This window comes from Winogradskyella psychrotolerans RS-3, from assembly GCF_000427335.1.
Taxonomy (GTDB): Bacteria; Bacteroidota; Bacteroidia; order Flavobacteriales; family Flavobacteriaceae; genus Winogradskyella; species Winogradskyella psychrotolerans.
The window spans coordinates 112147-138048 of record NZ_ATMR01000089.1; the positions used below are offsets into that span (position 1 = coordinate 112147).

21 protein-coding genes and 3 pseudogenes are annotated in these 25902 nt (G+C 33.4%); 8 read left to right on the top strand and 16 right to left on the bottom strand.

All coding sequences use genetic code 11. The annotated features are described in order from the left end of the window. Positions 1-63: 63 nt before the first annotated feature. Together pyrR and rpsA are read right to left on the bottom strand one after the other, a co-directional pair. Entirely contained in the window at positions 64-603 is a 540-nt protein-coding gene (gene pyrR / locus ADIWIN_RS06410; RefSeq protein WP_020897912.1) for a bifunctional pyr operon transcriptional regulator/uracil phosphoribosyltransferase PyrR, read from the bottom strand. Positions 604-763: 160 nt separating this feature from the next. Continuing rightward, positions 764-2599, bottom strand: a complete 1836-nt coding sequence (gene rpsA / locus ADIWIN_RS06415; RefSeq protein ID WP_020897913.1) for a 30S ribosomal protein S1 — start codon at positions 2597-2599, stop codon at positions 764-766. Between the two features lie 272 nt (positions 2600-2871). Here rpsA and ADIWIN_RS06420 point away from each other — a divergent pair, with 272 nt between their 5' ends. After that, positions 2872-3249 (top strand): LysM peptidoglycan-binding domain-containing protein, encoded by a 378-nt coding sequence (locus tag ADIWIN_RS06420; RefSeq protein WP_020897914.1) that lies wholly within the window; start codon positions 2872-2874, stop codon positions 3247-3249. 71 nt (positions 3250-3320) lie between these two features. Here ADIWIN_RS06420 and ADIWIN_RS06425 read toward each other — a convergent pair whose 3' ends face one another. The 5 genes from ADIWIN_RS06425 to lon form a co-directional block, all read right to left on the bottom strand. Then, positions 3321-3722 (bottom strand): hypothetical protein, encoded by a 402-nt coding sequence (locus ADIWIN_RS06425; protein WP_020897915.1) that lies wholly within the window; start codon positions 3720-3722, stop codon positions 3321-3323. 63 nt (positions 3723-3785) lie between these two features. Then, positions 3786-4475, bottom strand: a complete 690-nt coding sequence (gene cmk, locus ADIWIN_RS06430) for a (d)CMP kinase (RefSeq protein ID WP_020897916.1) — start codon at positions 4473-4475, stop codon at positions 3786-3788. A 2-nt stretch (positions 4476-4477) separates the two neighbouring features. After that, positions 4478-5497 (bottom strand): type IX secretion system protein PorQ, encoded by a 1020-nt coding sequence (porQ, locus tag ADIWIN_RS06435; protein WP_020897917.1) that lies wholly within the window; start codon positions 5495-5497, stop codon positions 4478-4480. Between the two features lie 252 nt (positions 5498-5749). Further along, positions 5750-6097 carry a LysM peptidoglycan-binding domain-containing protein gene (locus tag ADIWIN_RS06440; protein WP_020897918.1) on the bottom strand — a complete coding sequence of 116 codons (348 nt, stop codon included), beginning with the start codon at positions 6095-6097 and terminating at the stop codon, positions 5750-5752. 37 nt (positions 6098-6134) lie between these two features. After that, complete coding sequence (lon, locus tag ADIWIN_RS06445; RefSeq protein WP_020897919.1) at positions 6135-8588, bottom strand: endopeptidase La; 2454 nt, start codon at positions 8586-8588, stop codon at positions 6135-6137. 229 nt (positions 8589-8817) lie between these two features. Here lon and ADIWIN_RS06450 point away from each other — a divergent pair, with 229 nt between their 5' ends. From ADIWIN_RS06450 to ADIWIN_RS06465, 4 genes are read left to right on the top strand one after another with little or no spacing between them, the layout of a single operon-like run. Continuing rightward, positions 8818-9357: an RNA polymerase sigma factor gene (locus ADIWIN_RS06450; RefSeq protein WP_020897920.1), complete on the top strand. Its 540-nt coding sequence runs from the start codon at positions 8818-8820 to the stop codon at positions 9355-9357. A gap of 8 nt (positions 9358-9365) precedes the next feature. Further along, complete coding sequence (locus ADIWIN_RS06455; protein ID WP_020897921.1) at positions 9366-9923, top strand: hypothetical protein; 558 nt, start codon at positions 9366-9368, stop codon at positions 9921-9923. Continuing rightward, positions 9907-10998, top strand: a complete 1092-nt coding sequence (locus ADIWIN_RS06460; protein ID WP_020897922.1) for a hypothetical protein — start codon at positions 9907-9909, stop codon at positions 10996-10998. The genes ADIWIN_RS06455 and ADIWIN_RS06460 overlap by 17 nt, the downstream gene beginning before the upstream one ends. 44 nt (positions 10999-11042) lie before the next feature. Continuing rightward, on the top strand, positions 11043-11768 hold the full coding sequence (locus ADIWIN_RS06465; RefSeq protein WP_020897923.1) for a head GIN domain-containing protein: 726 nt from the start codon (positions 11043-11045) through the stop codon (positions 11766-11768). A gap of 136 nt (positions 11769-11904) precedes the next feature. Here the strand turns inward: ADIWIN_RS06465 and ADIWIN_RS06470 are convergent, their stop codons facing one another. From ADIWIN_RS06470 to ADIWIN_RS21785, 9 genes and pseudogenes are all read right to left on the bottom strand, one after another. Next, positions 11905-13257, bottom strand: coding sequence for an MFS transporter (locus ADIWIN_RS06470; RefSeq protein WP_020897924.1), 1353 nt, complete (start codon positions 13255-13257; stop codon positions 11905-11907). Between the two features lie 144 nt (positions 13258-13401). Beyond that, positions 13402-14228: pseudogene (locus ADIWIN_RS06475) on the bottom strand (M48 family metallopeptidase). Positions 14229-14318: 90 nt separating this feature from the next. Beyond that, positions 14319-16736 carry a glycoside hydrolase family 31 protein gene (locus ADIWIN_RS06480; protein WP_020897926.1) on the bottom strand — a complete coding sequence of 806 codons (2418 nt, stop codon included), beginning with the start codon at positions 16734-16736 and terminating at the stop codon, positions 14319-14321. Positions 16737-16975: 239 nt separating this feature from the next. After that, positions 16976-17455, bottom strand: coding sequence for a hypothetical protein (locus tag ADIWIN_RS20315; protein WP_152487226.1), 480 nt, complete (start codon positions 17453-17455; stop codon positions 16976-16978). Positions 17456-17826: 371 nt separating this feature from the next. Continuing rightward, complete coding sequence (locus ADIWIN_RS06490; protein ID WP_020897928.1) at positions 17827-18234, bottom strand: hypothetical protein; 408 nt, start codon at positions 18232-18234, stop codon at positions 17827-17829. Between the two features lie 79 nt (positions 18235-18313). Then, a complete protein-coding gene (gene glgB, locus ADIWIN_RS06495; protein ID WP_020897929.1) occupies positions 18314-20224 on the bottom strand; it encodes a 1,4-alpha-glucan branching protein GlgB in 1911 nt (636 codons plus the stop codon). A 3-nt stretch (positions 20225-20227) separates the two neighbouring features. Next, a pseudogene (locus ADIWIN_RS06500) lies at positions 20228-21492 on the bottom strand (glucose-1-phosphate adenylyltransferase). 35 nt (positions 21493-21527) lie between these two features. Then, positions 21528-22655 (bottom strand): glycogen synthase, encoded by a 1128-nt coding sequence (locus tag ADIWIN_RS06505; RefSeq protein WP_020897932.1) that lies wholly within the window; start codon positions 22653-22655, stop codon positions 21528-21530. Positions 22656-22704: 49 nt separating this feature from the next. Continuing rightward, positions 22705-22950: a glycogen/starch synthase gene (locus tag ADIWIN_RS21785; RefSeq protein ID WP_020897933.1), complete on the bottom strand. Its 246-nt coding sequence runs from the start codon at positions 22948-22950 to the stop codon at positions 22705-22707. A 150-nt stretch (positions 22951-23100) separates the two neighbouring features. On the opposite strand from ADIWIN_RS21785, the gene msrB reads away from it, so the two are divergent. From msrB to lpdA, 3 genes and pseudogenes are all read left to right on the top strand, one after another. Then, complete coding sequence (gene msrB, locus ADIWIN_RS06510; protein ID WP_020897934.1) at positions 23101-23586, top strand: peptide-methionine (R)-S-oxide reductase MsrB; 486 nt, start codon at positions 23101-23103, stop codon at positions 23584-23586. A 230-nt stretch (positions 23587-23816) separates the two neighbouring features. Then, positions 23817-24371 carry a DUF1572 family protein gene (locus ADIWIN_RS06515; RefSeq protein ID WP_020897935.1) on the top strand — a complete coding sequence of 185 codons (555 nt, stop codon included), beginning with the start codon at positions 23817-23819 and terminating at the stop codon, positions 24369-24371. 143 nt (positions 24372-24514) lie between these two features. Then, positions 24515-25890, top strand: a pseudogene (gene lpdA / locus ADIWIN_RS06520) (dihydrolipoyl dehydrogenase). Positions 25891-25902 lie beyond the last annotated feature (12 nt).

Sequence of the window (25902 nt, forward strand, 5' to 3'; positions counted from 1 at the left end):
ATTAGTTTTTCGCCAATAGCAATTCACTTTATGTGGTAATCTATATTTATAAACTCCTTCGCATTACTTATCTACTAAATAAACGGCATCTTCTCCTTCATTTTCAACCCATTTTACTATGACTTTCTGATTATCAATAGCATCTACTTGTCGTCCTCTGTAATTGGGCTGAATAGGTAAATGTCTACTAAATCGTCTGTCTATTAAGGTTAATAGCTCAATATCTTTAGGCCTACCAAAAGATTGAATGGCAGTTAATGCAGATCTTATGCTTCTTCCGGTATATAAAACATCATCAATAAAGACGACATTTTTATCTTCGACTATAAAATCTATTTTGGTAGTGTTGGCTTCTAATGGTTTATCACCCCTTCTAAAATCGTCTCTAAAAAATGTGATATCTAAATGACCAAATTGAATATTCTTAATCTTATAATCGTCAGTGAGCATTTGCGCTAAACGATCTGCCAAAAATTTTCCTCTGGGCTGAATACCAATTAATACGGTTTCAGAAAAATCATCGTGATTTTCAATGAGTTGACAAGCCAATCTATGAAGGGTAATATTGACTTCTTTAGAGTTAAGTAGTACTTTCTGACTCATATAGTTTCCAAACGTTGTTGGCTTACAAAGTTAGGATAAATTATTTTGTTGGCAATACTTTTTTCTTCCAAAGGCATTGTATTATATAACTGCCAAACTAAGGTATAAAAAAGCCTCTCGAAAAATCGAGAGGCTTTAGTTTATTTAAAATTAGAGGAAATTATTTCTTTCCGTCCATTTTATCTTTAAGAGCTTGTAAAGCATCATTTGCATCACCTAAAGTTGGTTTAGCTTCTGCCGCTTGAGCTTCCTGTTTTCTAACAGCTTGCTTAACGATTTTAGCTTCTTCTTCTCTAAATACTGCTGTATGAGATGCTACAACACGTTTGAATTCTTTATTAAATTCAATGATCTTGAATTCTGCTTCTTCACCTTTACCAAGTTTAGAACCATCTTCTTTCTCTAAATGACGTGCTGGTACAAAGGCAACGATATCTTCGTTAAAATCAATTGTTGCTCCTTTATCTACCATCTCTGTGATAGCTGATTTATGTACAGTACCTAAAGCGAACTCAGTTTCGTACTTGTCCCAAGGATTATCTGTAGTTTGTTTATGACCTAAAGATAATTTACGTCCATCTACATCTAATTCTAATACAACTACATCTAAAGTATCACCTACGTTACAGAACTCAGATGGATGCTTAATTTTCTTAGTCCAAGATAAATCTGAGATATAAATTAATCCGTCGATACCTTCTTCTAATTCAACAAATACACCAAAGTTTGTAAAGTTACGTACAATACCAGTATGCTTAGAATCTACAGGATACTTAGTAGTGATGTCAGTCCATGGATCTGGTGTTAATTGCTTAATACCAAGAGACATTTTTCTGTCTTCTCTATCTAAAGTTAAGATAACAGCATCGATTTCGTCTCCAACAGATACGAAATCTTGAGCTGAACGTAAATGCGTAGACCAAGACATTTCACTTACGTGAACTAATCCTTCTACACCTTCTTCTACTTCAACAAAAGCACCGTAATCAGCGATAACCACTACTTTACCTTTTACTTTATCTCCAACTTTTACACCTTCACCTAAAGCTTCCCAAGGATGCTTAGATAATTGCTTAAGACCTAATTGGATTCTTGATTTGTTTTCATCAAAATCAAGGATTACAACATTTAATTTCTGATCTAACTCAACAATCTCATTTGGATGGTTGATACGAGACCAAGATAAATCTGTAATATGAACTAAACCATCTACACCACCTAAATCGATAAACACACCATAAGAAGTAATGTTCTTCACAATACCTTCTAATACTTGTCCTTTTTCTAGTTGACCAATGATTTCTTTCTTCTGTTCTTCAATATCAGCTTCGATTAACGCTTTATGAGAAACAACTATATTCTTGAATTCGTGGTTGATTTTCACAACTTTAAACTCCATAGTTTTGTTTACATACTGATCGTAATCTCTAATAGGCTTCACATCAATTTGAGAACCTGGTAAGAATGCTTCTATACCAAATACGTCAACGATCATACCACCTTTAGTTCTGCATTTTACAAAACCGTTTACAATTTCACCTGTATCGTGTGCATTATTAACACGTTCCCATGCTTTAATTACACGCGCTTTTCTGTGAGATAATACTAATTGACCAGTTGCATCTTCACGCACATCAATTAATACTTCAACCTTATCACCTACTGCTAAGTTTGGGTTGTAACGAAATTCGTTAAGTGAAATAACACCTTCAGATTTTGCGTTAATATCAATAATTGCATCACGATCCGTGATAGTAATTACAGTACCTTCTACAACTTCGTCATCTAAAGTGTCAACGAAATTTTCTGATACTAATTTTTCGAATTCTTCTAATTTAGTATCCGCTACTTGCTCAATTCCTTCTTCGTAATTGTGCCAATCGAATTCTTCTAAGAATTTTTCTGGGTTTGCTTGAGCTTCAGATATTACTGGAGCTACTGCTTGAGTCGCTTCAGTTGCTTCAACTTCAGCTTGGTTTGTTTCTTTTTCAGACATTTGTGCTGAATAAAAATTTGTATTCTGTATCTTTTGAAAGATTTGCGAAAAATCTACAGAAGTTATTATTAGATTTGTTTTATCCCTTTCCTTACTTTCTCTAATTCGCTAAAAAGGAGTGCAAAAGTACTGTATATTATTCTGAAAACCAAACACTAAATGATGTGACTTTATATTCATCCATGTGTCCTATATAATAGGATATCAATTTGATGCTTAGAACACTAAAAATTGGTATATTTACGAGAGTATTAATTTAAAAACATATAAAAATGGTTAGAGCTAAATACCAAGACGTTTTAGACTTAGGTGAAACATTAAACATTCAGAATGGAGATGTTAATGAAAAAGATGGTGTACTTCAAGTAACAGGAACTGCAGCCACACAATACGATAAAAACTTAATCTGGGATAAGATTAAAGAAGCAGGTGGTGATAACCCATCTGATATTATGGCCGATATTAAAGTAGCTGATGAATCTGTGTATGCAAGACATACCGTTGTTTCTGGTGAAACTTTAGGGAAAATTGCTAAGCAATATTATGGAGAGCCTGGTAAATATCAGAAAATCTTCCAAGCAAATACTGATATTTTAAAGAATCCGGATGTGATTCATCCTGGTCAGGAATTAATTATTCCTAATTTGTAATTAAGACCTAAAAAACGTTAAATAAGCGACTTTATTTGGTTACAATAAGTATCCTAAATAAAGTCGCTTTTTTAGTTTCTCTCAAATATTAAATCAGGTCCATCGACATGAGATATTCCTAATTTCATTATACCATTGGTTAAATCATAGGTCCAATACGTTTGATCTATTTTTACAGTAAAAATAACTAAATCAGAAATGCCTTCTACCACCCCTTCTTCTATCTCGTATTCGTATGTTCCATTATTATAAATACCTTGTTCTGTTCCTGACACTATCAAGGTTCCATTTTCACGAAAGTCATAAATAATATTAACATCTGAATAATCAATTATGGAATTTCCTGAAGGGGTATAATATCTTATTTCAGTTAATTTCCATTCATCAACAATTTTATTTACTGATGAGAAGTCGTCATCTGAACAACTAAATACGGTAACTAACATTACTATTAAAATAAGTTTATTTTTCATGTTATTCTTATTTTGTTAATTATGTAGATGTAATTTAGTAAAAGTAAGAAGATTATTTTTCTGTTATTTAGAAATCAACTCTTCAGCCAAACCAACAATAGTCTCCAGCTGCTCTTCTATTGTTAATTCAGAATTATCAATTTCAATAGCATCTTCTGCTTTTACTAAGGGAGAATCTTCTCTTGTAGAATCGATATGATCTCTAGTTGTTACATTTTCTAAAACATCTTCATAGCTCAATTCGTGACCACGATCAGTCAACTCTTTATAACGTCGTTTGGCTCTTGTTTCCGCAGAAGCGGTCATAAAGATTTTTAATTCAGCCTCAGGAAAAACTACAGTTCCTATATCTCGCCCATCCATAACGATACCCTTGTCTTTTCCCATGAGCTGTTGTTGTTCTACTAACTTTCGTCTTACTGCAGACAACGTAGCTACAGGACTCACGTATTTAGAAACTTTAAGCGTTCTAATTGCGGCTTCAATATTTTCTCCGTTTAAATACACTTCAGCAAAACCTGCAGTTTCATTGAACTTAAACGTAATACTAATGTCTCCTAACCTATTTACTAAATCATCTTCTTTAAAAAAACCATCACCAATCAATTCATTTTCTAAAGCAAAATAAGCCACTGCTCTATACATGGCACCAGTATCTACATAGATATAGTTCAGATTTTTTGCTAATTGTTTAGCTACCGTACTTTTTCCTGTAGATGAAAATCCATCTATGGCGATAATTATTTTACTCATATTTATTGTAAATCTATTTGAAGTCCGAAAAAACTAGAATTTGAAGCTCCATTATATCTTGCATGCGTATAACTAAAACGCATTTTATTTAATTTAATTCCAACACCTACTGAGAGTCCTGAAAAGTTTCTTTGGTCTTCTATTCGTAATTCTTCTGCTCGTCTAAAGTTATACCCTAATCTAACATTAAAACCACCTTCGGGAAATAATTCTGCACCCAAAATTAAATGTCGTAATCCTTTATTTAAAAATCCTACTTTTTCTTCTGTTTGATTACCATCTAAATCGGTTGTGGCTCGTGCAGGATTTGATACTGCTATTGGCCATTTTTGTAAATTCTCTAAAGTTAAATGCCAACGTAAAGGCACATTTTCTAGAGTTTGAGACATTCCAAAATTAACTTCGAATGGTAATGGTTCGTTTTGACCTGCGTAAGTTGAAAACTGAGTTCCTATATTTCTTACGGTTAATGCGGCATGAAAATCGAGCTTTTCATTAATATACATCGCCCCAAAATCTATAGCTCCTCCAATAGAATTGTATTGTTCTAATGCCGATGTAATGACCTTAACATTGGCTCCGACATAAAAATCCGTATATGGAATTTTATAATTGTAACCTGCGGATATCGCTGTTTCATTTCCGCTAAAAGTTCCTGTAGAATTTCCATTAACATCATAGCCATCAAATGAACCGTAATTAATATAGGTAACGCCAAAATGAAAGGTTTGCACTCGTCTATCCCAAGTGTAGGCATATGCGGCAGTTCCGTAACTTATACCTCCTAAATAGTTGGAATAATTTACAGCCAATTGATTATTCATTTTATAATTAATAGACGCAGGGTTGTAAAGTGCTTCAGTTACATCATGATCAAAGTTGGTAATTATTTTTCCACCTAAGGCAGCTTGTCTTGGAGAGGATACTAAATTAAGAAACTGATAGGTTGCTTCACCACCCAATTGCGCAAACATTGGTAGTGTTAAAAGCATTAAAAATAAGGTGGTAATCCTCTTAATCATAGATTTTGCAAAATAACTAAATCTATCTTAAAACGATGATATGATTTTTTTATTTTTTGAGTGTTGTTCTTTTCTATTTTAATTGCAACTTTTGACCGATTTTAATAACATCACTCTTTAAGTCATTGATGCGTTTAAGCACTTCTACTGTTGTTCCTTTTTCTTTCGCAATTCCGTATAAATTATCACCTTTTTTAACAATCCAAACTGATAATTGCTCATCCTCACTAACTTTATCAAGATTTCGGACTCTTAATTTTTGTCCTGTTTTATAAGTGTCGTCTCTAAATTATTGGCTTTTTTTAATTCACCTAAACTCGACTTATACTTTATAGATAATTGAAATAAATTATCTCCTTCTTTTACAATATGAAAATCAGATATAGTATCTAAACTAACTTCAGTATTATCTGAAGCAGTAATGCTATTAGAATCCGATACCAATATCGGTTTTGTTTCAACCGAATCTATTTTGGTTTCAACTACTTTATCTTCTAATTGAATAAGGGCAATCTCACCAGTAACTATATTTAATTTTGCAGGCTTTCCATCTAATACAACATCTTTAAATTTTACTTCGTTTTGAGCACATACACTCATTAACGAAGTAAAACTTATTAAAAATGTCAATATTAGTTTAAAGCTTTTTTGCATTATGTACTTTTTGCTTTGTAAGCGCTAGTTTTAAAACGTCGCTCATATCCTTAACATAGTGAAACGTTAAACCTTTTAAATATTCTGGTTTAATTTCCTCGATGTCTCTTCGGTTATCTTCACAAAGTAAAATCTCTTTAATACGTGCACGTTTGGCTGCTAAGATTTTTTCTTTGATACCACCAACAGGTAAGACTTTACCTCTTAAGGTAATTTCACCTGTCATCGCTAAGCTCTTTTTAACTTTGCGTTGTGTAAACAAAGATACTAAAGAAGTTAACATAGTAACACCTGCACTTGGACCATCTTTTGGAGTCGCTCCTTCTGGCACGTGAATGTGTACATTATATTTCCCAAAAACCTCTGGATCAATACCAAATTCATCTGCATTTGCCTTAATATATTCCATGGCAATAGTTGCAGACTCCTTCATTACTTTACCTAAGTTTCCTGTAATAGACAAAGTTCCTTTTCCTTTTGATAAAATAGATTCTATAAATAATATATCTCCACCAACACTTGTCCAAGCTAAACCTGTAACGACACCTGCAACATCATTGTTTTCGTATTTATCACGCTCCATTCTTGGGCTTCCTAGAATTTCAATAACATCTTCATTAGAAATCTTGATATTATACTCCTCTTCCATTGCAATATTCTTAGCGGCATAACGCACCATTTTTGCAATTTGTTTTTCTAAGCCTCTAACTCCAGATTCACGTGTGTAACCTTCAACTATTTTTTCGAGTTGTGGCTTTGCTATTTTTAAAGCTTTATCATCTAAACCATGTTCTTTTAACTGCTTTGGTAATAAATGACGTTTAGCAATCTCTACTTTTTCTTCAATAGTATACCCTGTAACATTAATGATTTCCATACGATCTCTTAATGCTGGCTGAATGGTATTCATACTATTAGACGTCGCAATAAACATCACTTTAGATAAATCGTATCCCATTTCTAGGAAATTATCGTAAAACTCATTGTTCTGTTCAGGATCTAAAACCTCTAACATCGCAGAAGATGGATCACCTTGGCTACCCGTAGATAATTTATCTATTTCATCTAATACAAAAACAGGATTAGACGTTTGTGCTTTTTTCAAACTTTGAATAATTCGTCCTGGCATAGCACCAATATAGGTTTTTCTATGACCACGGATTTCAGCTTCATCACGTAAACCACCTAACGAAATTCTAACATATTCTCGCCCTAAAGCTTCCGCTACAGACTTACCTAAAGACGTTTTACCAACACCTGGAGGTCCGTAAAGACATAGGATTGGTGACTTCATATCGTTACGCAGTTTTAAAACTGCTAAATATTCAATGATTCTTTTCTTTACATCTTCTAATCCAAAATGATCACGATCTAATATTTTCTGTGCTCTTTTTAAATCGAATTTATCCTTACTAAACTTATTCCAAGGTAAATCTAAGAAGAGATCTAAATAATTACGTTGAATAGAATACTCAGCAACCTGAGGATTCATACGTTGCATTTTAGCTAACTCCTTATCAAAATGTTCTTTTACTTTATCGTCCCATTTCTTTTTCTTAGCACGTGCACGCATCTCTTCAATCTCTTCACCAGAAGATACTCCACCACCCAATTCTTCTTGAATAGTTTTCATTTGCTGATGTAAGAAATACTCACGCTGCTGCTGATTCATATCACTCTGAACCTTGCTTTGAATATCATTTTTAAGCTCCAATTTTTGATACTCAAGATTCATAAATTTCAAGGTTTGAAGCGCACGTTCCTTAAGATCATTAATCTTTAACAATTCTTGCTTCTCCTCTACTTTAAGATTCATGTTAGACGACACAAAGTTGACTAAGAACGAATCGCTTTCAATATTTTTAATCGCAAAACTTGCTTCCGACGGAATATTTGGACTTTCTTTAATGATATCTAAAGACAAATCCTTAATAGAATCTATAATTGCTCTAAACTCTTCATTATCTTTTGCTGGTTTTGCTTCAGGAATATCCGTTATAGTTGCCGTTAAATAAGGCTTTTCAGAAATCACTTCTGTAATTTCAAAACGCTTTTTACCTTGTATAATAACAGTTGTGTTACCATCAGGCATTTTTAGCACTTTTAAAATGCGAGCAACAGTACCGGTTTTGTAAATGTCTTTTGCTGTTGGGTTTTCAACAGCTTCGTCCTTCTGAGACACCACACCTATTACTTTTCCGCCTTTATTGGCATCATTAATCAGTTTAATCGATGCATCTCTACCTGCTGTAATCGGAATGACAACACCTGGAAATAAAACGGTATTTCGTAACGGTAAAATTGGTAACGACTCTGGTAACGATTCGTTGTTTATTAATTCTTCATCTTCAGGAGTCATTAGTGGAATTAATTCTGAATTCTCATCAAAATCCTGAAATGACAGATTGTCTAAGTTTAAAAAATTTGATTTCGCCATATATATTTTTGAGCCATTCTGTCATTATCACGCACAGAATAACATTATTTTAAATGTATTAATAATTAACTTCATACTGAATATCAAAACGTTATAAGATATTCAAAGTTATTCACAGTACAGTAATTTCAATTGTTATGCCATTACCTTTATAACGACATAAATTTTTTTCATTTTAACTGTAACAAAAAATAAAAGTAGTTCTCTATAAGTAAAAGCAATTGTTTTTTTGAAACCAACCAATCAAAATATCGAACAGTTATTACAGCTTTGTCAATCTGGAAACCAACGTGCACAGTTGGAAATATACAACAGATATAACAAAGCTATTAGAATTGTAAAAGATTCTTTTAAAGCTGAGGACATTATGCAGGAGTCTTTTTTAACGGCTTTTACAAAATTGAACACGCTTCAAGACACCAATTTATTTGGCGCATGGTTAAAACGTATTGTTGTGAACAACAGCATTGGGTACTATAACAAAGCGGTAAAACAAAACGAAGTGTCTTTAGATAGTGTTATATATAAAGTTGAAGACGCTAACGGCATTAATGAAAATGAACAGAACAGCGAAAAAGTAAAACTGATTTTAGATGCGATGAAAACCTTAAAACCAAATTATAGTTTGGGCTTATCATTACATCTGATTGAAGGTTACGATTACGAAGAAATCTGTGAGATTATGAACATTTCTTATGCTAATTGTAGAACCTTAATATCGAGAGCAAAAGAAAGTTTGCGACAAAAATTACTATTAAAAGCATCATAAATTAACATATGGAAAAAGATAATTTAAATCGTTTATTTGATGATTTGAAAGGTGAATTTAATATTAAAACACCTCATAAAAACCATGAGCAACGCTTTTTAGACAAACTGAAAGCTGAAGACTCAGTTGCAATTGAAACCCAAAAACAATCTTGGTTTAACTGGAAACCTTTTTTAGCTATTGCTGCTTCTATCGTTATTTGTTTCGGGCTGTTTACAACATTACAACAGCAACCTGATGATTTAGATTTAGCAAGCGTATCTCCTAAAATGTCCGAAACACAGGATTTTTTTACTGTTACCATTGAAAATGAATTAAAAAAGCTGAATAAAGAACGTTCGCCATTAACTGAACAAATTATTAATGATGCATTAGTGCAAATTCAACTTTTAGAAACCGATTACAAAAAATTAAAAACAGATTTAACCGAAAGCGGAAAAAACCAACGTGTTATTTATGCGATGATTTCCAACTTTCAAACTAGAATAGATATTCTAAACACCGTATTAGAACAAATTGAAATCGTTAAACAATTCAAATCCAATTCCAATGAAAATATTATATAAAATCAGCTTTCTTTTATTACTGATGCCAAGTCTGATCTGGGCATCAAAAGAGATACCAAAAGCAGCAAAACACGAAAAACAGAAAACGATTAGAAAATCCTTTAATGTAAATGCGGATGCTACATTTAACATTACCAATCGCTATGGAAATATTGATATCATTACATGGAATGAAAATCGTATTGATATCCAAGTCATCATAAAAGTAGAAGGTAATAATGAAAGTAAGGTCAACGAAAAACTAAACGAATTAGATGTTGCTTTTCAATCTGCACCTCATAAAGTTTCAGCAATTACAGCAATTGAAGGTAATAGTTGGGACACCTCTTGGTGGAATAAAAAATTAGGCAACACTATAAAAATGGAAGTCAATTACGTTGTTAAAATGCCTATAACAAACAATGTTAGATTGTTTAACGATTACGGCTATATCAATTTAGACAAGCTTGAAGGCAACGCCTATATAAAATGTGATTATGGAAAAGTAACCACTAAGGAACTTATGGGAAAATCGAATACACTACGATTAGATTACACTAGAAACAGTTATTTTGAATATATAAATAACGGAACCATTGAAGCTGATTATAGCGAATTTACTGTTGCAAAAGCTAAAGATTTAAACTTAGAAGCAGATTACACAACCTCTGTAATCGAAATTGCTGAAAATGTAGTTTACAAATGTGATTATGGCTCACTCAAAATAGACAGCATCAACAACTTAGACGGAAAAGGTGATTATTTATCCTTAAGACTTGGCACCATTTATAAAACAGCAAAAATAAGAGCCGATTATGGTTCTATAAAAATTGACCGTTTAGCGCCGAACACTAAAAAATTAGATATTGATACTGAATTTGTTGGTATTACTATCGGAATTGATAGTGATTACAATTTCGATTTTAATATCGATATTGACTTTGGGTCGCTAAGAGAATCTGATGGTTTCAATTTTACAGAAAAAAACACAGACAACTTTGGAAAGAAATACATTGGCTATCACGGCAATCAAAATTCCAACAATTCTGTGCTCATAAAATCTGAATATGGCAGCATAACTTTTAAAAACAATTAAGAAAAAAATCAAATATTACATCAATCAAATAAAATCGAACACTTATGAAACTTTTAAAATCAATTACACTCTTAACGCTTCTTTTAAGTACTACATTAGTTTCTGCACAATGGGGGAAATCTAAAAAGATTAAAGGCGATGGCAACATTACAACCACAACCGTTTCTACAGATTCTTATGATGACATAAAAGCCTCGGGATCCATGGACTTTAAACTTGTTAATGGTACAGAAGGTAAAATTTCAATACAAGGAGATTCTAATTTAATGGACTATATAATTACTGAAGTTAAAGGTAATTCACTGCACGTTAAAATTAAGGATGGCTATAATTTAAAACCTAGCGAAACCATTGTTATCACTATACCTTATGAATTTATTAGCTCTGTGTCGCTTGCTGGTTCTGGTAATCTTGAAAATTCTGGCACCATAAAAGCAGATACGTTTAAAGTGGCTTTAGCGGGTTCTGGAGATATTAATTTAAATATAGAAGCGGAAGACATACAAAGTAAGATAGCCGGTTCTGGTGATATAGAGCTAAAAGGCACCACTAGAAATCTCACTACTGTTGTAGCTGGCTCTGGAGACTTTGATGGGGATGCTTTAAAAAGCACCAATGTAGAAGCTAAAATCTCCGGCTCAGGAGATATATCTGTGATTTGCAACGGAGAGCTTACTGTTAAAACAGCAGGTTCTGGTGATGTAAAATATTCAGGGAAACCAACAAAGAAGAATACCAGTATTGCAGGATCTGGTAGTGTTCACAATTAAATTTTATCATTACATATCTAATAGAAAAGGACGAGCGTTTGCTCGTCCTTTTCTATTATAATAATCTTATACAACAACTTTTATATTCAAGTGTTAAAAAGCAAATTAGATTGTCTAAAATAGTAACATCAAACTCTTATGCTTTATTTTTCTCATCTAATCTTGGCACCCTAAACAAGAGTACAATTCCTGCCACAAAAAAGACGACCAAAAACAAAATAGCATTCCTCATACTTCCGGTCACCTGGTCTATAGTCGCAAAAATGACCATTCCAATTACGATTCCTATTTTTTCTGCTACATCATAAAAACTAAAATATGAGGTAGTGTCCTCGGTTTCTGGTAAAAACTTAGAATATGTAGATCTCGCTAAGGCTTGTACTCCACCCATAACCAATCCTACAAAACCCGCAGCAATATAAAATTGAAATGGTGTTTCCATAAAATAAGCATAAAAACAAAGTAACATCCAAAAGAAATTGATAGCGATAAGTGTTTTAATATTTCCAAATTTTGAAGATGCCAAAGATGTTATGAGCGCCCCGATTATAGCAACTAATTGAATAACTAAGATACTCACAATAAGTCCAAAAGTTTTGGCATCATCGTCTCCCCAAGCAATTTCTTCTTCACCAAAATAAACCGCCACCAACATTATAGTTTGCACTGCCATACTAAATACAAAAAAAGCAACCAAGTAACGTTTTAATCTTAAGTTCTGTTTTAATTGGTGCCAAACTTGTCTCAGTTCTTTTAATCCATTAAAAACCACATCTTTTGTGACTTTCCCACCTTTTTTAACACCTTCCGGTAGTACTCTAAATGTATACTGGCTAAATAAAATCCACCATAAACCCACCATTATAAAAGAATACCGCATTCCGACTTGTGCTGCCGTTTCTAGTATTTCTCCATTTTCGCCTATGTTATCAGCTATATGAAAAAAGTTGGGGAACATCACCATCGCTAGGTTCAACACTAAGAGTAATACACTTCCAAAATAGCCTAAACTAAACCCTTTGGCACTAATGCTATCTTGTTGTTCCGGAAAGGCAATGTCTGGTAAATAGGAATTATAGAATACTAAACTTCCCCAATAGCCTATTAGTCCCATAAAATAAAACAGAAGGCTGAGATGAATACTTTCAAGACTAAACCAATACAAACCTATACAACCCAAGCCACCAACATAACAGAAGAATTTCATAAAACTCTTCTTATTACCAACGTAATCCGCTATCCCAGAAAGAATAGGAGAGGTAAAAGCAACTACTAAAAAAGTAAATGCGGTAACATAAGTAATCAATGCGGTGCTTTTAAAAACCATTCCGAAAGCAGGAACCGTTTTTTCAACTTGAGATACAAATAATGCGGAATAAAATATCGGAAATATAGACGACGCAATAGTTAAGGTATAAACTGAATTTGCCCAATCGTAAAATGCCCAGGCGTTGAGAAGTTTTTTACTCCCTTTTTTAAGTTCACTCATAAATGTTGGTTAGTTAATGGTGTCTATTGTTACAATAATTCTGTCTTATGATTTAATAACTAAATCATTATTAATAAGGCTATTTCATAAAAAAAAGCTGCTCAAATTGAGCAGCTTCTAAAGTAAACAAATATATTTATAATCTTAGTTTATTGGTCTAAATGATGTGACACCAAATTTCTTTGCTTCTACTTTAGCTTTCTCAGATAACGATTTTAAATTCTGAATTCTAGAATCGTTACTTGGGTGAGAACTTAAAAACGCTGGTGGAGATTCACCTCCACTATTTGCTTTCATACGTTCCCATAGAACAGAAGCTTCATCGGGATTGTAACCTGCAATTGCCATTAAATAAATACCAATTTGATCTGCTTCAGTTTCATGTGATCTACTAAAAGGTAACATTCCTGCCACATTAGAAACAACTCCATAAGATTGATTAAAAATCCCTAAAGCCTGGTCATCATTTGATAAAGCAACATTCCCTACAACAGCTAAACCTTGTTGTACATAAGCAGCACTCATACGTTGCTGTCCATGGTTAGCCAAAGCATGCGCCACCTCGTGTCCCATAATTGCAGCAATACCTGTCTCATTTGCTGCAATTGGTAAAATACCTGTGTAAAACGCAATTTTACCACCTGGCATACACCAAGCGTTTACTTGTTCAGATTCTATAAGTTTATATTCCCATTGGTAATCTTCCAAATAACCTTCAAAACCATTTGCTGTTAAATAACGTTCTGCAGCTACTGCAATACGTTGTCCGACACGTGTAATCATTTCGGCATCTTTGGTTCCTGTAATTACGCTACTTTCAGTAAGTACTTGGTTGTACTGTGCAAATGCAGATGGGAATAACTGATCGTTACCAACAAAGGCCATCGTTTTTTTCCTGTAAAAGGATTTGTTGCACATGAAGCCACAAAGGCAACTATTGCAAGACTCAATATTAATTTATTAAATTTCATAGCTAATTGTTTATTAAACATTACTAAAACATTAAAATTATTTTTCCTGTGTTTTAGTATCAATAGGACACTAAAATAAGTAAATGGTCACTATGAATTTGACTTAATCCCTATTATATGTAGCTCAGAAAAGTTCTTATCTACAACAATAGACTCCACTCCATTAACTCTTAAGCTCTTATGAGCTATTTTCTCATTATCTAATTGAACCTCTACAATGTCGAATGGTAAACCATGAAATTGAATATTAAAAGTTTGATAAGGTGTTGTAAACTTTCCTTCTTTGTGTTGGTTGATTATTAATTCACTAGATTTCCCTGTCAGTTTAAAATTTCTTAAACTATAGCGTCCTTTTGTATAATCAAAACCATCATTAGCATCACTATAAAGTTCACTTTCTTCTTTACCTTTTTTATAATACACATCTAAAGTAACCTCAGTGATTTCCTTTTCACCAACATACTGCTGAATAGGAAATTTAGGAATAATCGCTCCTTCTTTTATAAAAATTGGCATGCTATCAATATCTGCATCGACCCACATTTCTTTACCTCCTTTGATGATGGTGTCTGTCCAGAAATTATACCAATTCCCCTGCGGAATATACATACGTCTACCTTTAGCATTTGGCTCTAAAACAGGACAAGCTAATATTTGTTCTCCAAAAATAAACTCATCCGTTCTGTAATGTGTTTGTACATCTTCTTGATCATACAGTACTAAAGACTTTAATAATGGTTTCCCATGGTCTGTATAGTTCCAAAAAGCAGTATATAAATATGGTAATAATTGATATCTAATTTCAATAAATTTCTTTACAATCGCCGTTACATCTTCGTCAAAAGCCCAAGGTTCTTGGTCTCCATGATCTCCAGAAGAATGTACTCTAAAGAACGGATGAAAGATTCCTAATTGAATCCAACGTGTAAATAACTCTCCTTGTGGCTGCTCCGCAAATCCACCGATATCACTACCAGCAAATGAGAAACCAGACATTGCCATACGTTGCGCTTGTATATTTGCAATCCATAAATGTTCCCAAGTTGCGACGTTATCACCTGTCCAAGTTGACGTGTAACGTTGTGTCCCAGAATAGGCAGCACGTGTAATAACAAATGGACGTTTAGGGTATGAATATTTCTTTAACCCTTGATAGGTTGCTCTTGCCATCTGCATGCCATAAATATTATGAGCTTTTCTGTGACTACAAGGATTGCCATCATAATCGTGACGCACATCATCTGGGAATGTTTTATTTGGCACTTCCATAACGGCAGGCTCATTCATATCATTCCAAACTCCTTTGATACCGATATCTTCAATTAATTCTTGAAATAATCCAGACCACCAATCTCTCACTTTAGGGTTTGTAAAATCTGGAAAATAACATTCTCCAGGCCAAACTTTACCTTTCATATAATCACCATCTGCCCGTTTACAGAAATAATCATTTTCTAAAGCTTCTTTAAATACAGAATAGTCTTTATCAATTTTAATTCCTGGATCAATAATAGCAACAGTTTTAAATCCATCATCCAATAATTCCTTAACCATACGTTTTGGATCTGGGAAATACTCTTTGTTCCAAGTGAAACAACGGAAACCTTCCATATAGTCGATATCTAAATAAATAGCATCACATGGAATTTGAAGTTTTCTAAACGTTGATGTGATCTCCTTTACTTTACTTTCTGGGTAATAACTCCATTTACACTGATGAAAACCTAAAGCCCAAAGTGGCGGTAAATGATGTGGTTTTCCTGTTAAATCAGTATAACTTTCTACAACATCCATCATTTTAGGACCATAGAAAAAGTAATAATTCATTTCGCCTCCTTGTGCCCAGAAACTAGTAACGTTTCTGCGTTCTTGAGCAAAATCAAAAGATGTTTTAAACGTATTATCGAAGAAAACCCCATAAGCTTTACCATGATGCAACCCTGTATAAAATGGAATCGTTTTATATATAGGATCTGTATCTTTTCCGTAAGCATACGAATCCGTAACCCAATTACTATAACGCTTTCCTTTAAGATTTAGGTGATTTGGTTTATCTCCAAGACCGTAATAACTCTCACCATCGTTAGAGGTTTTACTCATCTTAACAATATTTCCTCCATGCTCGTAACTTTCTTCCCAATGAAAACCAGTTTCATCTTCATTAATAAGCATACCATCAATGGCATCATAAATAGAGACTCTCATATCATCTTTAGAAATCTTACATCGCAATTTGGATGTCAGTATTTCAAAATGATCCGTTTTCTCTTCTATCTCTAATTTGTTATAACCTATACTTGCGTATTTAGTAATAGCATAAGAAAAATCATTATCAAAATTTCCAACGGTTGTATATCTAAAACGAAATAAGCTATCTCTAACGACAGTTAATTCTAGAATAACATCATTATCCGCAGTAAAATAAAGTTTATCAACGTCCTTTTTAAAATCTATTATTTTTGAAGGAAACAAATTCCCTTTATTTTCTAATTCAGTATTTACAATCATAGGTTAATTTTTTGTCAAAATTACCAACAAAAAACGGAAAATTTAAACTTTTGAAAGGCTTAATTCTCGTTATTGGTAATTGTTGTTAACTATATCGTTTTCGACATGAGTTTTTGCGATTATATGAATTTTAAAGCGGTATTTAACGGTATTCGTAAAGCAAAACCTCTTCGATTTATTAACTTTAAAACACTGCTAAAAAGCCAGATTAAACTAATAATAAGCAAGTGATTATATTATCAATGGTACCCAAATTTAGTAATAATCAATGTGATACAGCCTAAAATAATTAAAACATATAACAGTTTCAGCTTAATGTTCTTACATAAATAAAGGCCACTTATAGCTAATAACGAAACAAAACCTGTTTCGAGTCTTGTAAATAGGATACCAAAAAGTAGGATAATAAAAATGATATGCGTCCCTATTTTCTTAGGTTTCCATAATATCGCGACAGCAACCAAAAACTCGAAAATTACAGTAAGCCAAGCGAAAACACGACTAACAAAACTAAGGTTAGGAAAAACATCTTTTAAAACGATATGTTCCGTAAGATTGGGATTTAACTCTTTCAAAGTCGTTAAGCTTTCAGAGTTGCTTTTTGCAATCTCTAAACTCTCAGGAAAAATAGTGAAGAAAAACTTAAATAATCCACCTAGATTAATAGCGTGATAATAGAAATCCCCACTCATAAACTGCTTAGATGTTATTTTTTGCATAACTGAAGCCAACAGCACAATTACTAAAAGTAACTGGATGTTTTTTAAAAGAATGTCACTTTGTTTATGATAGCTAAAAAGAATCACCGAAAGCACCATAAAAACTAACATAAAATGATGATTAGCAACCCAAAAATATGAGTAAAAAAGATCTATGGTGAGAAGCACAAAAAAGACTATCCAAATTATAGGATGCTTCGTTTTATTGCGAAAGAAAAGCCATGCAATAAGTCCGAAAAAAAGGACAAGAATTTTCCACAACTTATGTTCTTCTGCTAAAATAAAAACATAAGATCCTAGCATAAAAAGCAACAGCTGGGACGCTAAAGCAATTTGGTCTTTCAATTTAATTTCTATGGCTGACCAATAGTTCACAATTCTGATTTTTTCAAATGAATTTCATTAGCTAAAACCTTTTTATACAAACCGTTTTCAGAATTAACTATCGGTTTCCAAATTTGCAAATAAACACTATCTTTATGTGTTGTTTTGAGCACCAATTCTGCAGCTTTTTTAATGTTTTTATCATTAGGCATTAGCATTAAATACCCCAAAGTAGATCTCATACTAGGATCATCTTTAATTAAAGAATCGACAGACATCCCTGAAACATGAATTTGATTATAGAAATAATGGATTTCTGTATACATACCAAAACCTCCGCCTTTCCACCTACTCAAATCCTGAAAGTGAACTAAACATAACTGAATAGCAACAATGATAACAGCCAAGCTAGGAACGCCATATTTTAAGATAAATTCCTTTTTCACCTTTATCATTTGTTAATTTATTTTAAACAAAAACCTTTCTGATATTTTTTACCAGAAAGGTCTTAATAATAATTACTTGTTTTTCATTTTACTTCGCGTACCGAAAAGCAACCATTCCCAAAGGAGGAATATCGATATCTACCGAATTATCTCTAAAATGCCAAGCATCCGCTTTGGTCTTGTTTATTTTATTTTTGTATTGACCAGTACCAAAGTATTTTTTTAAATCACTATTAAATATCTCCTTCAGCTTTCCTTTCCGAGGAACTCCAATTTTATAATTTTCTTTAGGAACCGGAGTCATATTACAAGCAATAATAACATCGTCTTTTTCTTCATTTCCTTTTCTAATATAGGTAAATACAGAATTTTCAGAATCACCATAATCTATCCACTCAAAACCTTCTGCTTCAAATTGTTTTTGATGTAAGGCCGGTTCTTTTACATAAAGTGCATTTAAGTCTTTAACTAATTGTTGCACTCCTTGGTGAGGATCATATTGTAGTAAATGCCAATCGAGACTAGTTTTAAAATCCCACTCACCGCTTTGCCCAAATTCTGCTCCCTGAAATAATAAATTAGTTCCAGGATGGGTAAACATATAGCTATAAAGCAATCTTAAATTAGCAAAACGTTGCCATTCATCGCCAGGCATTTTACCTAACATAGAACTTTTGCCATACACTACTTCATCATGACTTAACGGTAACATAAAATTCTCTGTAAAAGCATAAGTCATTGAGAACGTTAAATCATTTTGATGAAATTTTCTATACACCGATTCTTTACTAAAATACTGAAGCGTATCATGCATCCAACCCATCATCCATTTCATACCAAAACCTAAACCTCCAATAGATACAGGTTTAGAAACCATAGGAAATGCTGTGGATTCTTCTGCTATAGTTTGTACATCTGGAAAAGCCGAATAAACCGCTTCGTTCATTTCTCTTAAAAATGACATGGCTTCTAAATTTTCTCGTCCACCAAACATATTTGGTTCCCATTCACCATCTTCTCTGCTATAATCTAAAAACAGCATTGATGCTACCGCATCTACTCTAAAACCATCTGCATGATATTGGTCTAACCAAAAAATAGCATTACTAATTAAAAATGATTTGACCTCGTTACGACCGTAATTAAAAATTAAACTCTTCCAATCTTGGTGATAGCCTTTTCGTTTATCTGGATGTTCATAAAGTGCAGAACCATCAAAAAGACCAAGTCCATGCGCATCTTCTGGAAAATGCGACGGTACCCAATCTAGGATAATACCAATATCGTTTTGGTGTAATTTATCAACTAATAATTTGAATTCTTCAGGATAACCAAAACGCGATGTTGGTGCAAAGTAGCCCGTAACCTGATAACCCCAAGAAGGATCATACGGAAACTCCATTATTGGCATTAGCTCCACATGTGTAAAGTTCATATCTTTTACGTAGCTAACTAATTCGTCGGCCATTTCTACGTAAGACAAAAAACGATTCTCTTCAATTTTCTTTTTCCAAGACCCTAAATGAACTTCATAAACAGAAAACGGTGCGTCTAAAGCGTTGTTCTTTTTACGCTTTTTCATCCATTTTGTATCTTTCCATTTATAGTTATCATCCCAAACGATTGATGCCGTGTTAGGATTGTGCTCTGCACGCCTAGCATAAGGATCTGCTTTTTCAGTTTTTATATCGTTATTACTACTTAGAATCTTGTATTTATACTTGCTGCCCTTGCCTGCACCAGGAATGAATCCTTCCCATATTCCGCTAGAATCCCAACGGACATTAAGTTTGTGTTCGCCTTCTGTCCAAAAATTAAAGTCGCCAATTACAGATACCATTTTAGCACTAGGAGCCCAAACCGCAAAGTATACACCTTCTACTCCATCTAAAGTCGTAATGTGTGAACCAAAATTTTCATATAAACGATAATGCTTTCCAGATTTAAATAGATTAATATCAAAATCTGTAAAACGACTGTGTGCTATGACTTCTCCCATAGGTTAAAGTACAAAACCTTTAGGGATTACTGCACCTTTTTTAATGACCACAATACCTTCTTTGACTACATAGGTCTCTGTTTCTGTATCTTCAAGATGAGGACCTCCATTGATTCTTACATCATCCCCAATGCGAACATTTTTATCTATAATTGTATTTTTAATAAAACAACGCTCACCTATTCCTACTAGAATTTCAGTATTATTTTGATGAATTCCTTCTAACGATTCGTAATCATCATTACCCATCATATAGGTATTAATAATCGTAGAATCTTTACCAATACGTGAACGAATGCCGATAACAGACTTTTCTATTTTAGCTGCTCCAATAATACAGCCTTCTGAAACTACAGCTCTATCTAAGCTAGTACCTGAAATCTTAGAAGTAGGAAGTATACGCGCATTAGTATATACGCGTTGCTTAGAATCGTAAAGATTGAATTGAGGTATATCATCAGTTAGTCCAATATTAGCTTCAAAAAATGAATCTATATTTCCAATATCTGTCCAATACCCCTCAAACGGATAACTCACGGTTTTATACTTGTTGATAGACTGTGGAATGATTTCTTTTCCAAAATCTACAGTGCTTTCATCTGCCATAAGCTTAATTAGTAACTCTCTATTGAAAACATATATGCCCATCGATCCTAAATATTCTCGACCTTGCTTTCGCATTTCTTCTCCAACATCAGATTTCCAATCAACTAATAAATCTGAAGATGGTTTCTCTATAAACGATGTAATAACATTTTCTTCATTAGACTTTAAAATCCCAAAAGACGTTGCATCTTTTGCATTAACAGGATATGTTGCAACAGAAATATCAGCTTTACTCTCTATATGCTTTTGAATAATGTCATTATAATCCATTTGATACAATTGATCTCCAGATAAAATTAGTGCATACTCAAATTCATGCTGTAAAAAATGATCCATACTTTGTCTAACGGCATCAGCTGTTCCTTGGAACCATTTATCACTTTTTATAGTTTGCTCCGCAGCAAGTACATCTACGAATGCAGAACTAAAAAACTAAAATGATATGTATTTTTAATATGTCTATTTAGAGAGGCTGAATTAAACTGCGTTAAGACATACATACGTTTCATATCCGAATTAATACAGTTAGAGATTGGTATATCTACCAGCCTGTATTTACCTGCAATTGGGACTGCTGGCTTAGAACGTTTTTCTGTTAATGGATATAATCGAGACCCTTGGCCTCCTCCTAGTATAATTGACAATACTTTATCGTTTATCATAGCTCATATTTAGTTTTTAGATTAGCGTGAATTCCTTAGTTGATTGATTTGTATAAATTTATATAGGCTTTAGCAGAGACCTTCCAAGAATGGTCTATGCTCATTATGTGTTTTCTATTGGCTTTAAATTCCTTTTGATTGTTATAAAATTCTTTTCCTCTATGAATTGAAAGCACTATATCTTGAACCGAAACTTCATTATGACAAATGCCAAAACCATGGTCTCCGATATCAACTACAGTATCTTTTAGTCCACCAATACGTCGTACTATTGGTACAGTTCCATATCGTAAGGAATACATCTGATTTAACCCACAAGGTTCTACACGAGATGGCATTAGTAAAAAATCTGCGCCAGCATATATGATATGTGAGAGTTTTTCATCGTAACCAATAAATGCATTATAATTTCCGGTATGGCGAGGTATTAAATCAAACAATTGTTTTTCGGTTTCTTTAGAGCCAGAACCTAAAACAATGACTGAGATATCTTTAGAGCGTAAGGCATAATCAAGTGCATAAGGCAAAAGTTCGGCTCCTTTTTCTCCTACTAAACGGCCAATAAAGGCAAATAAAGGTTTGCTTTCGTCTAAATTGAACTGAGAACACAACCACTTTTTATTCTCTTTTTTACCCGCTTCTACCGTCGCTTTTTTATAATTCTTAATGATGTATTTATCAGTTTCCGGATTCCACACATCAGAATCTATACCATTTAAAATCCCAATGGCTTTAGAGTTTTCATGAGATAATAAAGATTCAAGTCCATTGGCATTATATTTTAATTCTTCCATATAACTTGGTGATACTGTTGTAACACGCCAAGCACACTTTATTGCTGCAGCTAATGGATTAATCATGCCTTCCCACATTATTAACCCTACTTTTTCAATGTTAAATCTTGGTATTTTATACAAGTTATCATAAGCCATCCAGCCTTGGTACTGTGCATTATGAATTGTAGTTATAACAGGTATTTTATTTAAAGATTCATATTTATAACTTTCTTGAGCCATAAAAGGAATTAAACCTGTATGGTGATCATGACAATGAATAATATTTGGTTTTTCCTCTAAAGTTAAAATCCAATCTAAAGCGGCTATTTGAAACGCTAAAAAGCGATTAGTATCATTATCGGTGTATACTTTCTCTGTGTAAAGCAAATCTCCAACGTGAACAAAGAAAATATCGAAATCTAAAACCGTAGGATCTTCAATTTTTTAAAATATTATAAGGCAGCTCTTGGTTACCCAGTCTTAAATTTGCCTGATAAACGGAAGTAAACTTATGTGATTGCGTAAACTTATTGTTATAAAAAGGCATTATAACAGAACTATGAGCACCTATTTCATTTTGGTACTTAGGCAAAGCACCGACAACATCAGCCAAACCACCCACTTTAGCTATTGGATAGCATTCTGCACTTATATGTATAATTTTCATTAAATATCTATTCATTAATTGTTGTTGCTGTTAAATTTAACAATAATTAAAATAAAGTCAAGGTTATTTTGAATGTAATTTAAAATAAAAATATCTCTCATTTCGTAATGAATAAAACCTAATTACGACTCAACCAATAAACAACAATTTTAAAAAATTTAGATTTTGAAAAAAATAGCACTATTAACAATAATTGGTTTATTTCTTAGCTGTAACAGCTCGGCTCAGAAAAATGAAACCAAAGTAAAAGAAACCTTTGAGATTACAAAAACTGAAGCCGAATGGAAAGCACAACTCACCGATGCTCAATATAACGTTTTACGAAAAGCAGGAACAGAACGTCCATTCTCTAGCCCATTAGATAAAAACTACGGAAAAGGAGTTTATCATTGTGCTGCTTGTAACACTCCTTTATTTAAAAGTGAGCATAAATTTGACTCAGGTACAGGCTGGCCAAGTTTTGATCGTGTCATTGAAGGAAATGTTGCCTTTGGCACAGATACTAAAATTGGCTACACAAGAGATGAAGAGCATTGTGCCACTTGCGGAGGTCACTTAGGACATGTTTTTAGTGATGGGCCAAAAGACACCACAGGAGAACGTCATTGTATTAACGGTGTGGCTTTAAAATTTGTTCCCGCTGAAGGTTAATTAGCAAAAACTAAATTCCATTTTCAATAACTAAGGCTATTCAAGGGTTACTTATGCGTTTCTCATAAAGACGAAAAGGCACAAACTAAAAACTCTAAAAGCGATCTTTAGTTCGCTTAAATTTGAAAATGAGTTTCCAGATTTATAAATAGCGATATAACATCAAACTATTACAAATTATAGTTTATTTGATGTTGTATCGCTAATTTTATTGGACTAAATTAAATCTTATGGATCAGTCCTATTTACCCAGTGTTATCAAACAATTTGAATACTATAAATCTCTTGGTGATAAAACCATAGCTCAACTTTCTTTTAATGACTTACAAAAAGAGTTTGCTCAAGACTCTAATTCCGTAGCTATAATTGTAAAACATCTTGTTGGTAATATGTTGAGTCGCTGGACCAACTTTTTAACTGAAGATGGTGAAAAAGTATGGAGACAACGCGATGACGAATTTAATGATGACTTTAAATCTAAAGATGAATTACTAGCCAATTGGAATAAAGGTTGGGACTGCTTATTCATAGCCCTTAAGCCTTTAAAATCATCCGATTTAGATAAAGCGGTTTACATAAGAAATCAAGGCCATTCTTTAACTGAAGCTATCAACAGACAAATGATGCATTATGCCTATCACGTAGGTCAGATAGTGTTTATTGGCAAATTTATAAAAGGCGCTAAATGGCAATCGTTATCTATAGCCAAGGGACAGTCTAAAATTTATAATACCGATAAGTTTCAACAAGACAAACGTCGCACGCATTTTACAGATGAGTTATAGTTGTAATCCCCTAATAATAAGCCACAAACCTCAAATATTAACTCAGAAAACACTTATGGCAATTTAAACGTTTTGGAATTTGGCATTTTCTTTTTGGAATTTGTTATTTTTGTAACTTCAAAAATTCAATAAAAAACTTACCCATGAGTAAATACGATATTATAGTATTAGGAAGTGGTCCTGGTGGCTACGTAACTGCAATTAGAGCATCGCAATTAGGATTTAAAACTGCTGTTGTAGAAAAAGAAAGCCTTGGTGGTGTGTGCTTAAATTGGGGTTGTATTCCAACAAAGGCGCTTTTAAAATCTGCTCAAGTATTTGAATACCTTAAACATGCTGAAGATTACGGACTTAAAGTTTCTGGTGCTGAACACGATTTTGGCGCTGTTGTAAAACGTAGTCGTGGTGTTGCTGAAGGCATGAGTAATGGTGTGAAATTCTTAATGAAAAAGAATAAAATAGACGTTATTGAAGGTTTTGGAACACTAAAGACTGGAAAGAAGATTGATGTTGACGGAACTATATATTCTGCTGATCATATTATAATTGCTACAGGAGCGCGCTCTCGTGAGTTACCAAGTTTACCACAAGACGGTAAAAAAGTAATTGGCTACAGAGAAGCGATGACTTTAGAAAAGCAACCCAAAAAGATGATTGTTGTAGGTTCTGGAGCTATTGGTGTTGAGTTTGCCTATTTCTACAATTCTTTAGGAACAGACGTAACTATCGTAGAATATTTAGACAAAATCGTACCTGTTGAAGATGACGATGTATCTAAACAATTAGAGCGTAGCTTTAAAAAATCTGGCATTAAGATTATGACATCTGCTGAAGTAACTTCAGTTGATACCTCTGGATCTGGTGTTAAAGCAACCGTAAAAACTAAAAAGGAGAAGAAGTATTAGAAGCCGATATCGTATTATCTGCTGTTGGTATTAAATCTAATATTGAAAACATAGGCTTAGAAGACGTAGGTATTGCTGTTGATAGAGATAAAATCTTGGTTAACGATTTCTACCAAACTAACATTCCTGGCTATTATGCTATTGGAGATGTTACTCCAGGGCAAGCATTAGCGCACGTTGCTTCTGCTGAAGGTATTCTTTGTGTAGAAAAAATTGCAGGTCAGCATGTAGAGGCTTTAGACTACGGTAATATTCCTGGTTGTACATATTGTTCACCCGAAATTGCAAGTGTTGGTTTAACTGAAGCGCAAGCTAAAGAACAAGGCTTAGATGTGAAGATTGGTAAATTTCCATTCTCAGCATCTGGAAAAGCAAGTGCTAGTGGAGCAAAAGATGGTTTTGTAAAAGTAATTTTTGATGCTAAATACGGTGAATGGTTAGGTTGTCATATGATTGGTGCTGGTGTTACCGATATGATTGCAGAAGCTGTTTTAGGTCGTAAATTAGAAACTACAGGACATGAAGTACTAAAAACAGTGCATCCTCACCCAACAATGAGTGAAGCTGTTATGGAAGCTGTTGCAGCTGCCTATGATGAAGTAATTCATTTATAAGCCCATTCCAAC

Excerpts from the sequence above, each read along its gene's own strand:
- ADIWIN_RS06460 (WP_020897922.1), top strand. The coding sequence starts at position 9,907 with ATGAAAATATTATATAAAATCAGCTTTCTTTTATTACTGATGCCAAGT.
- ADIWIN_RS06465 (WP_020897923.1), top strand. The coding sequence starts at position 11,043 with ATGAAACTTTTAAAATCAATTACACTCTTAACGCTTCTTTTAAGTACT.
- ADIWIN_RS20315 (WP_152487226.1), bottom strand. The coding sequence starts at position 17,455 with ATGCAAAAAATAACATCTAAGCAGTTTATGAGTGGGGATTTCTATTAT.
- ADIWIN_RS06440 (WP_020897918.1), bottom strand. The coding sequence starts at position 6,097 with ATGAGTGTATGTGCTCAAAACGAAGTAAAATTTAAAGATGTTGTATTA.
- ADIWIN_RS06425 (WP_020897915.1), bottom strand. The coding sequence starts at position 3,722 with ATGAAAAATAAACTTATTTTAATAGTAATGTTAGTTACCGTATTTAGT.
- ADIWIN_RS06420 (WP_020897914.1), top strand. The coding sequence starts at position 2,872 with ATGGTTAGAGCTAAATACCAAGACGTTTTAGACTTAGGTGAAACATTA.
- rpsA (WP_020897913.1), bottom strand. The coding sequence starts at position 2,599 with ATGTCTGAAAAAGAAACAAACCAAGCTGAAGTTGAAGCAACTGAAGCG.
- ADIWIN_RS06455 (WP_020897921.1), top strand. The coding sequence starts at position 9,366 with ATGGAAAAAGATAATTTAAATCGTTTATTTGATGATTTGAAAGGTGAA.
- ADIWIN_RS06470 (WP_020897924.1), bottom strand. The coding sequence starts at position 13,257 with ATGAGTGAACTTAAAAAAGGGAGTAAAAAACTTCTCAACGCCTGGGCA.
- ADIWIN_RS06490 (WP_020897928.1), bottom strand. The coding sequence starts at position 18,234 with ATGATAAAGGTGAAAAAGGAATTTATCTTAAAATATGGCGTTCCTAGC.
- ADIWIN_RS21785 (WP_020897933.1), bottom strand. The coding sequence starts at position 22,950 with ATGAATAGATATTTAATGAAAATTATACATATAAGTGCAGAATGCTAT.
- lon (WP_020897919.1), bottom strand. The coding sequence starts at position 8,588 with ATGGCGAAATCAAATTTTTTAAACTTAGACAATCTGTCATTTCAGGAT.
- pyrR (WP_020897912.1), bottom strand. The coding sequence starts at position 603 with ATGAGTCAGAAAGTACTACTTAACTCTAAAGAAGTCAATATTACCCTT.
- ADIWIN_RS06515 (WP_020897935.1), top strand. The coding sequence starts at position 23,817 with ATGGATCAGTCCTATTTACCCAGTGTTATCAAACAATTTGAATACTAT.
- cmk (WP_020897916.1), bottom strand. The coding sequence starts at position 4,475 with ATGAGTAAAATAATTATCGCCATAGATGGATTTTCATCTACAGGAAAA.
- glgB (WP_020897929.1), bottom strand. The coding sequence starts at position 20,224 with ATGGGAGAAGTCATAGCACACAGTCGTTTTACAGATTTTGATATTAAT.
- porQ (WP_020897917.1), bottom strand. The coding sequence starts at position 5,497 with ATGATTAAGAGGATTACCACCTTATTTTTAATGCTTTTAACACTACCA.
- ADIWIN_RS06480 (WP_020897926.1), bottom strand. The coding sequence starts at position 16,736 with ATGATTGTAAATACTGAATTAGAAAATAAAGGGAATTTGTTTCCTTCA.